8 protein-coding genes are annotated in these 10,184 nt (G+C 40.8%); 2 read left to right on the top strand and 6 right to left on the bottom strand.

All coding sequences use genetic code 11. The features are described 5' to 3' along the window. Positions 1–148: 148 nt before the first annotated feature. The 6 genes from Q0Z70_RS11915 to Q0Z70_RS11890 form a co-directional block, all read right to left on the bottom strand. Positions 149–823: a porin family protein gene (locus Q0Z70_RS11915; RefSeq protein ID WP_298074813.1), complete on the bottom strand. Its 675-nt coding sequence runs from the start codon at positions 821–823 to the stop codon at positions 149–151. Between the two features lie 144 nt (positions 824–967). Further along, positions 968–1,903, bottom strand: coding sequence for a DUF4848 domain-containing protein (locus Q0Z70_RS11910; RefSeq protein ID WP_298074811.1), 936 nt, complete (start codon positions 1,901–1,903; stop codon positions 968–970). A 63-nt stretch (positions 1,904–1,966) separates the two neighbouring features. Further along, the gene (locus Q0Z70_RS11905) at positions 1,967–2,944 is read right to left on the bottom strand and encodes a DUF4249 domain-containing protein (protein WP_298074809.1); all 978 of its coding nucleotides are present in this window, start codon (positions 2,942–2,944) and stop codon (positions 1,967–1,969) included. A 6-nt stretch (positions 2,945–2,950) separates the two neighbouring features. Then, positions 2,951–5,551 (bottom strand): TonB-dependent receptor, encoded by a 2,601-nt coding sequence (locus Q0Z70_RS11900; protein ID WP_298074807.1) that lies wholly within the window; start codon positions 5,549–5,551, stop codon positions 2,951–2,953. Then, on the bottom strand, positions 5,548–6,366 hold the full coding sequence (locus tag Q0Z70_RS11895) for a FecR domain-containing protein (protein WP_298074805.1): 819 nt from the start codon (positions 6,364–6,366) through the stop codon (positions 5,548–5,550). Before Q0Z70_RS11895 ends, Q0Z70_RS11900 begins: the two co-directional genes overlap by 4 nt. A 64-nt stretch (positions 6,367–6,430) precedes the next feature. After that, on the bottom strand, positions 6,431–7,141 hold the full coding sequence (locus Q0Z70_RS11890; protein WP_366807307.1) for an RNA polymerase sigma-70 factor: 711 nt from the start codon (positions 7,139–7,141) through the stop codon (positions 6,431–6,433). 110 nt (positions 7,142–7,251) lie between these two features. On the opposite strand from Q0Z70_RS11890, the gene Q0Z70_RS11885 reads away from it, so the two are divergent. After that, a complete protein-coding gene (locus tag Q0Z70_RS11885; RefSeq protein WP_298074803.1) occupies positions 7,252–8,343 on the top strand; it encodes a sensor histidine kinase in 1,092 nt (363 codons plus the stop codon). Beyond that, on the top strand, positions 8,324–9,079 hold the full coding sequence (locus tag Q0Z70_RS11880; RefSeq protein WP_298074801.1) for a LytTR family DNA-binding domain-containing protein: 756 nt from the start codon (positions 8,324–8,326) through the stop codon (positions 9,077–9,079). Before Q0Z70_RS11885 ends, Q0Z70_RS11880 begins: the two co-directional genes overlap by 20 nt. Positions 9,080–10,184 lie beyond the last annotated feature (1,105 nt).

Genomic DNA, 10,184 nt, shown 5'->3' with positions numbered 1-10,184 from the left:
AACTTGCCACTGTGTTTCTTCTAAATCTGTCGGATACATAATTATTTCAAGTGTGGTAACTTAAAAATAATCATTTTTGCGGAAATAAGAAACACTCTTTCAATATCAAACTTTAAAATTTAAACAGGCTCTAAGTTTATATTCTTTCTCAGAACATATAAGCGCAAGATGCCACAAATGTCCTGTTCTTGCTGTCCATCCCCATCTTGTTTACATTCTTCATGCCCCAATCATACCCGATGGAAAACTGGACGTGGCGTGCAATCTCTGTTCCGGTACGGAATCCCAATCCCCAATCGAAGCGGTTGAGCATTTTGTCACTGAACACGTTGCCTGACGTTTCCTTTGTCGTGGCTGTTCCCTTGTCGGGAGTAATGGTTTCCTTTGCTTTGCCAAACAGTCCGATGTTAAAATAGGGTCCGGCATTGACGAACAGGCTGACGTTCCGTCCTACGGAAAACTTGTAGCCGATGCGGACGGGAATATTCAGATAGTAAGGAGTACACTTATTGTCTGCAGTAAAGCCCGATGACGGTTTGTCCGGCTTGTCTCCAGTAGGGGAGGTATAGTTTCCGTTGTAGTAGTACCCCGGACTCTTCCATCCATGCGAAGAGAGCATCAGCCCGAAATCCATATACAGGCCTTTTGTCACCTGAGGAAGTCCAAACTCCCCTTTGAGACCGACGTGGAAACCGGATTGTGATTTGTAACCACTCAGAGAACTGAGGTTGTAACCTCCCGTCACTCCCATTCTGAAATCTTGCGCTTTCGTCACCATGCAGAATGGCAGGGCGAGAAGCAATGTCAATAGAATCTTTTTCATACTGAAACCGAATAGTTAATGAGTCAATATATCTGTTATGTTTTTGCTTGTACGATAATAGATTACGCCATCAAAGTATAAGGTAAACAAGAGTAATCATAGAACGCAAAATCTTGAATACCCTTGTTTGAACTTTTTATGCGGTTATATGACTTGTATATTATTAAAACTTTGACTTCCTGTAGAATTTCCACGTGAACATTTAAAATTTCTCACATGGGCATTAAACACATTTCCAACAGTTTCAATACGTAAATTCAGAATAGAAACTTTACAGCCATTAGGACAAGCAACAACGTTCTTGTGATGGAATTTGGTACTTTGCATTTCCAATTCAGCAGAATAACTTGCTGACACACTCTTTTTCCATAGAAACTGCTTTTTCTTTGTCTTAAATTCTACTGCAAATGAGTTTCCGTTGACAATACGACCAATAGTCATAGTACTTCTGTATTTTCCATTCTTAATGGATAAAGAAGCCCCTTTGAAGCCCTTGAAACCCGGCTCTATTGGACCCGGTGCTGCCGCCATAGTTATTTCATCGTCCACATCATAAGTAGGAGTATTGTTTTCAGGTGTTTTAAGTGTATTGCCAATAACAACAGCTCCCCTGACATTACTAACAAGAGATAGCTTGTCATCTGTAAAAGTAAAATATGGGGTCACATCATAAGTATCGATTGTGTTGAACGAGAAGATATTACGATATTTGTCTTTATATCTGTCAATCTGTTCTTTAAATTGATTTTCATCATCAATTTCAAAAATTTGTTCAAGTTCCTCATCGGCTCGGTTCCAAAGAGCATAAGCTCCATCAAATCCCAACTCCTTAAAATAACTTATACGCTCCTCATTATTCATGGCACTGAGTTTTTCAACCATATCGTCGTAGGTTTTCTCGTCTTTGAAATGAAGCACTGGCATATCTGAGACTGTTGATTCAATATTTCTTGTCTTGGGCAACCATTCGCTCATCTTTGACACTTCTACAGGCGGAACTGTACCTTCTTTTGATGGTGCAAATTCGTCCTCGTTGTTACAAGAGAATAGACTCAAAGACAAACATGTTGCTACTACCATACTGGCATGTCTTCTCAAAAAACTTAAATGTTTCATGTTACTTAAAATTTTGTTTGTTAATAATTAATTTATATCTGTTAATACATTACATATCCACTCCGTTTCTATAACCCGACATCCTCCCACAACGCCGATACCATTCTCCACATTGGAATAATGGCTTCTTATGGGTGCCAGTCCTTTATGCCCCAAATCATTGTTCTTGACATCGTTCACTGACTTCAGGTAAAGATAAAGTTCCCGTGACAATTTGTATAGATACACTTTGTAAGAGTATTTATAATTGCTACCGTCCCACATGGATACATTGTCCATAGAGTAATAGGTCTTCAAACGCAAGGTATATTCCTTTCCTCTTATCTGTTCATCACTCCAAATATAGAAATTCTGATAGAAATCATTGGAAAGATCAAAGGCAGAGTTTAAGCCGCTCTTATTATACAACAACGGCTCGTCATCCACTTCAAACTCAATATCGGAATATTCTATGTCTGTAACCTCATTGTCCGGCACACTGGTATAAATGCACCTGCGCATTACCCGTATTCCGTAATAATCTTCCGTGTAGGCATTGTCCTGAAACGTAACAAGAAACTGCAATTTTGTATCAATTTCACGTTTCAACTTTATATCCACTTTTTTCAATGGGAAAGAAGACGGCAATACGGTTTCAGAACTTACAGACGGGAGACCACCGGCAGATACTTTTATATCCACCTTGTCAGTTTCATTATATCTGCCAAGTACATAGTAACACCGGGCAGGGAGGGAAGATGTCGCATTCTCGTTCCAATATACCGATTGTTCCTTGCCGTTCACCATAAAATTGATTCCGGCATCGGAAATGCCATTTTGCAGTTTCCCTTTCTTAGAAACCGGTACGCTGCGTGACAGCTGTATCAGCGTAGTGTCCTTATCGGCACAAGGCATACAATAGAGAACTATTTTCTCTCCGACATTTATATCGTTCAATTCGAACTCATAACTGCACGAAGAGAACATAAACGCCATAATCCAGAATGTAAGATTTCTTATTTTCATCAGCTGTCAGAATTTTAATGTGTAACTGAATGAAGGGAGTATCGGGAACATACCCGTGGCTTTTTCCTTGAAACTGCCATCGGGTATTTCTTTAACCTTGCCATAGAGGGGATTCATACGGCAATAGGCATTGTAAACACTAATATTCCATATACGTTCATATCTCCGTTTGGTGGTACTGCGAAAATTAATGCCGAGGTCAAGTCGATGATATGCCGGAAGCGACACATTGTTCGGTTGCTCGTATATCCATTCAGAAACCGGCTCACCTCCGATGCCGGGTATGGCAGGAGCATTGACCTGTTGTTGCGGCACGGTCATACGGTTCCCTGTATGGTAAGTCCATGAAGCGTATGCCTCTATCCGGGAAGAAAAGTTGTGGCGAACGCTGAGGTTCAATTTATGACGATTGTCAAATTTATCGGGATACCATCCATTATAGAATGTCGGGAAATTGCGCTTGCTCCATGACAAGGTGTAAGCCGCACTGACGTGTGTCCAGTTATTGCTATAGCTGGTTTCCCATTCCAATCCGTATGCCTTTCCCTTGCCCTCATGGATTTTTTCTTCCCAATCATCTGCAGAGGGCGTGAGGCTATTGCCACCGTCATACTCCACAATATGATTCATCGTTTTGTAAAATCCCTCCATATTTAACCGGATGCGGGAAGGTAGTTGCAGATACATCCCGACCGCATATTGTCGGGAACGCATCGGGGCAATCCTTTTAGTGGAAGGTACCCAAAAATCCATCGGAAGATTCAGGTATGTATTGGAAAGCTGGTGCATGAACTGGCTCATTTCCGTATAGGATGCCTTGAATGTCACACGGCCGCTGCATTGGTAACGGATGGATGCGCGGGGTTCTATGGAATGATAAGTCTTGCCTGTCATATGAAACAGGGTGTAATGCAGTCCGGCATTCAGTTTCAGACGGTTTCCCAAAGCAATGTCATCTTCCGCATACAATGAAAATTCCTGTCCGTTATAAGAACCTGATGCCTGTCGTGACAGGGTGTCTTTCTGATTGTCAGTCCCAGAATAATCCCATGTACGTGCGCTTTGTGGACGGAAAAAGTGCATCAGGTAATTTGACCCCATGCGCAGGCGGTGCGCTGGATTTGGCCGGTAATCGAACTCCATACGGTAGCCAATATCATCAATAGTGGAACGGTTGTTACGCTCACTATGGGTAATTCCAGATAGTTGCCCTTCATCAAAAACTTTTTCTTCGGAAAGGTAATCGTGACAGGAACGGTTATGGGTATAGACACCCGTGAATATGGAATACAGTTTCGGGGAGAACTGGTATTTCCAGTTCAGGGATGCCGTCAGATTGCCCCATTGCAGGTTGAATTTAGTACGGTCTTCTTCCCGGTTGTAGTTCGTTCCGTATTCTTTCTCAAACTGCTTGTTGTTCACTTTCATGATGTCATTGCCCGAATATAGGCTGATGTCTGCACGACTGTGTTCCGAAAAGCGGTGCGTAATTTTGGCGTTTACGTCATGGAAGGCATAGCGCATATTTATCTTATCAGTCTTTGAACTGTTGCGTATGGCCAATGCCGGTATAGTGATGACATCGAGCCATGTGCGACGCATTGCAATATTGAACGAGGTTCTGTCTTTCTTTATGGGACCTTCAATTTGGATTCGTCCGTCCAAAAGCCCTATGTTTACCGTACCGTGGTATTCTTTCATGTTTCCATCATTGGTACGTACATCCACAACGGAAGAAAGTCTTCCGCCGTAGCGTGCAGGGAAGCCGCTCTTGTAGAAGTCGATGTTTTTTACAATATCCGTGTTGAATGCGGAAAAAAGGCCTCCCAGATGGTTCACCTGATAAAGAGGCGTACCGTCCAACAGGAAAAGGTTCTCATCGTTACCGCCGCCATGTACATATAGACCGGAAATGAGTTCTGTGCCTGCCGCCACTCCTGGAAGATTCTGTAATGTCTTTACCACATCCGGCGAACTCATAAGCGCATATCCGGTATTCAATTCTTTGGAGGTCAGTGACACTTTTCCTGTTTGGGTAGTCATCAATGGAGAATTCAAATCAGCGGTCACAACCACTTCTTCCAGTTGATATCCTTCTTTTAGATAAATTTTCAGACTCGTATCATGACGTAAAACCACATCTTCCGTATGTCCGCCGCAGCCTATGGATGAAAAGCGTATGGCATGATTTCCTTCTGGAAGTGTAATACTGAAAAAGCCATGCTCATTGCTCAATGTGCCTGTTCCTGTTGTGACATCCCATATAGTGGCATTTATTGCAGTTTCACCATCATGTTGATAGACATAACCGTTCAAAGTGTATTTCTTTTTCCGGCTCAATAGTATATGTTTCCCGTTTACTTCCCATTTTATGTCCGTATTGCGGAATAATTCATTCAAAGCGGAGTGCAAACCCCTTCCTTTTAAGGGTTTGCCGATATAGGGTATATCCAGTTTTAATGAAGCGTCATACACGAAATTTACGGCATACTCTTTTTTTACTGCCTCCATCTGTTGTCTGACGGTACATGAATGAACTTTATGCTGTGCTTGAAGCGATAGTGGTAATATAAAGAAGGTCAATATAAGAATTGTCAGCCTAATCATTTCACGGCCTCCTTCCTTATCTTCACATCCAGCGTTTTTTCTATCATGAAAATAATCTCATCCAAGTTATCTGTATCGAATTCTGCCGTAAGTGTCTTTCCAGTAGAAACACAGGTCAGTTTCACATGGAAGTGTTCGGACAAATCTTTCAGTACTTCAGACAAAGGCGTGTTTTTATAAACGAATTTCCTGGATTTGTCAGCCTGGTTCTTATCCGCTTTTTTTGCCATCATCAATGGGACATCTGCTCCAAAAGGCATAACGGCCTGCATATTCTGGGTAAGTACAATACCATTTTCATTGTTTTTGGCAGAAAACAGTACCTTGCCTGACGATACATAAACTTCGGTTGCGAAATCATCGTTATTCTCGTTTACTTCGAATTGTGTGCCCAGCACCTCTATATTAGCATATTTTCCTGACACAATAAACGGAGCGTGTCGATTACGGCGCACATCAAAACAGATTCTTCCGGTCATATCGACTTCCCGTTTGTTTTTATTGAATCTGTCCGGCAGGTAACTGAGCGTTGAATAAGGAAATAGCGTAACCACTGAACTGTCAGGAAGTATAAATGTCGTGGTGTCAGCATAAGAACATAGACAAACAGGAGATTCTTTCTCCCACATTAGACAATATGCAGCAAATAAGCATATCACAACAGAGGCGGCAATCCCAGATACATATCGGATCCATCTGCGCTCTTTGGCAGGATGCGCTTCCTTGTATCTGCGTAAAGCTTTTCGGGTATCAAAAATTCCCGGAGAATAATACCTCAAAACAAATTGTAATCCGTTTAATTCTTCATTGTCCATTTTCGATGTTCTTTTTAGCTAAGAGTAAAATCAACTGAAATCCTACTATTCCAAACAGAAAAATTTACCCGAAAAAGAAAAAATAAATTTTCCGGCACTCACCTTTGATGCTCTTAAGAGCCTTGCTGATTTGGTTTTTGACCGTGTTTACGGAGATTCCAAGTCTGTCTGCCACTTCTTCGTATTTCAATCCGTCTCGTTTGCACAGCAGGAAAACTTCACGGCAACGGTCAGGCAATGAATTTATGGCAGTCCACATTCTTGCTTCCATAAATGACTGTTCTTTGTATTCTGTATCAGTAAGAGTTCCCTCAAACTCAGAAATAAAGCGGTCCCGGTCAATTATATTTTCTTTTTTCAGGATAAGAAAGCATCTGTTGCGCACCATCATAAACAAATAGGATTTTATATCAGAAACGAAACGACCTTTCTCGGACAGTTCGAGAAATTCAGTCAAACAATCCTGTACGATATCCTCCGCATCTTCCGCTATATGCAGGTAATGAAGTGCATACAGACACAATGGACGATAGTATTTCCGAAAAATACTGTCTAGATCTATTTTCTCAAATTTTGTTGATTCAGACTTTATCATAGTGGCATTTACCTTACAAGGATGCAAAATTATCCGTGTAGTATCAGTTGTAACAGTAAAATCCGACTGAAACGGATAAATTGATATCTGAACCGCCCAAACGGGCGGTTTATGCACAAAAACTAATTTCCGAATTGGCATTTCGGCAAACGTAAAGTGTAACACTGTTCGTTTCAACATTCATTTTAATCACTTCGAAAGTGATTTTGTCCGTTTCAGCCGGTTTTATCTTATCAAATAAAGAAGCAAATCCCTATCTTTGTGGAATATGAAGTAACTTTGCATCTGATATGACAAAAGGAAATATAAAAATAATGAACTGGCGGAACGGGCTTTTATTATCGGCCGTTTCCTATGTGCTCTACCTCATTGTATGGTTAATTCTCGATGATGAAACAGCTGACCAATTTCCGGGAATGGCGGCAGTCAATTATATCGTCTATTTCTTATTGTGCATGCTCTTTATCTATATATTTTTGGGGTTCTCTTATTTCGTTTTTAAGATTTTGCCTTTCAGGACATCTTATGTGTGGGTGTTTGTTTATGCCTCATGTCTTTTGACTCTGAATAATGTTGTCGCATTCGGCATGACCTCTTTATTCTATTTCTTATGGGATGAAACTGGGAACGGACTTCTTGCCGAATTACTCAACATGAAAGGTGCATATACTTTTGCAATGATATCCACCTTCATATCAAGCGTTTATGCCAACACTTTCTACCTTCAATCTTACATCAAGGCACGTGACGAGAAGCAGACACTTGAAATGGCACTGATGAAGGAGAAAGAGATCGCCCTACAGTCACAACTCAACTCCCTGAAACTGCAAATCAATCCGCATTTCATGTTTAACAATTTCAACAATCTGCTGGAATTGATTGAAGAAGATACCAGACTGGCTGGCAAATTCCTAAGCAATCTGTCGAAAATGTATCGGTATATCATTGCTAATTTGGATCAGAATCTGATTCCTGTTACAGATGAGATAAAGTTCCTTGATTCATACTTGTATCTAATGAAGGTACGTCACGCCGGAGGCGTCATTACGAAAATCAGTTCAGATGTTAAAGAATGTAAGGGGTTCCTTCCTCCGGCGGTGTTGCAGCTTCTTGTGGAGAATGCAATAAAGCATAATAGCTTTTCGATGGAACATCCACTGTTTATTGCCATCACGTTGTCGGATGATTATATCACTGTACATAATATTAAATCGCCTTTGCTGTCAAAAATGGGCTCAACGGGCTTAGGCCATAAAAACATCATAGAACGATACGCATTGCTCTGCGACAAAAAGGTTAAGATAGAGAATGCCGAAAACTTCTATTCAGTAAGTTTGCCAATAATTAAAAACATCATTTCCCATGAAAATACTGATTCTTGAAGATGAACAGCGCAATGCCATGCGCCTCATAAGATTACTGAATGATATTGATGCAACGTTTGTAATTGAAGGTCCATTTACAAGTATAAAAGAGACGGTCGAATTTTTCCAATCAAGAAAAACAACAGACCTCATACTTGCGGATATCCGTCTTACTGACGGTCTAAGTTTTGAGGCTCTTAAATACGCTCCGGCAACCGTACCCATCATATTCACCACCGCATACGATGAATATGCGGTACAGGTATTCAAGTTCAACAGTTTCGACTATCTTCTGAAACCGTTGGATCCAGATGAACTTGAAGCGGCCATTGACAAGGCGGCCAAAGTCGGTAAGAATTATACCGACGAAAACCTACAACAGCTTTTTGATGCCTTACAGAAAAACCGATTTCGTTATCGGGAGCGTTTCCTGCTTCCTTATCGTGACGGATATAAGACCGTGCGAGTTTCGGACATCAACCACATCGAAACGGAGAACAAAATCGTGTATCTTCGTCTCAATAACGGAACTTCCGAAGCTGTTAATGTGTCAATGGACGAACTTGAACAGCAACTCAATCCAGACTGTTTCTTCCGTGCAAACCGGCAATATATTATCAACGTAGAGCATGTTTTGTTCCTCGGTAATTATTTTGGAGGGAAACTTATTGTCCGCCTAAAAGGTTATCCTAACACAGAAATAAAAGTCAGCAAGGAGAAAGCCCAGCGGCTAAAAGAGTGGATCGACAGGTAGTCTCCGACATACTTTGACAAAAGATTTTATTCGCTTCATATGAGAGGAAGTAACAAGTGTTAGGCTTCCTCTTGTTTGTTTTACAGGTTGCTTGTTTTTTTGATTCGTGCAAACGGTGGTTCGGTAGCTGATTTTTTCGTTTTCAGGAAGATTCTTCGTAATTTAAATCAAAAATAGCTTCCCGAAAAGTTACATGCCAACTGGAAATATCAATATGACAATGCAACGGAACAATATTTTGATGAGATGTTTGCTACTTGTGGCAACCTAATAATTAACGTGAGTTCGACATAAAATCAAAAGATAGCAAGTTGCCCGTCCTTCATAAAGTTCGCTTCAATGGCGGGTTTCTTTTCAATGCAGCAACAGGCTGCGATAGCCGGCTATGAATCGGCAATGAAACTTCTATTCCCTTCCGCTGTCACGCAGCACTTCCTGAAGTCCCGACGCAGTGCTGCGTGAGGGTGTCATGCAGTGCTTTCTGAGGAGGAGACGAAGCACTTCGTCAGAGGGTCAGCAAGCACGGCGTCAGGACGGAAAAATCTGCCCGTGAAAAAAGACGGAAGAAAAATAAGTTTTTGGCCCGATTAAAACAGTCCTGTTACACCAATTTATTGATATACAGTCGGTTACTGTGACACGTGACAGGGCTGTGCAAACTTTTTTGAAATAAAATAAAAAATAGGCTGCCTTTAAAGGAAAGGTATTTTTTATTTTTTCACGGAAATGTTTACCAAAGGTACTAAGGTGTCGCACTAATTTATTGATAATCTTCCGGTTAAGGTGACAGGACTATTTTGAGCCCCTCCCCGGATTATTTCCAAAGTGATTTGGGAGCTATAAAGACAAGATAGCTGATAAAAAAGGGAGGATGTTTGTTGTCCTCCCTTTTTTGTGATCATCCGATATTTATTCCCAATAAATGTCTATAACTTCAGACTCCGAAAACATAGTGATAATCGTTTAAATGTGATAATTTGACACTATAAATTAAATGCTTTTATAGTTATATATCTATTTATCAGATAAATATATTCATTCTTATATCGAACTCACGTTAATTACTACGGATTATGTTTTAAAGCACTAAGAACTACATTTATCA

Origin of the sequence: uncultured Bacteroides sp. (assembly GCF_947632445.1) — a bacterium.
Lineage (GTDB): Bacteria > Bacteroidota > Bacteroidia > Bacteroidales > Bacteroidaceae > Bacteroides.
This window is presented reverse-complemented; position numbering and strand designations above follow the sequence as displayed.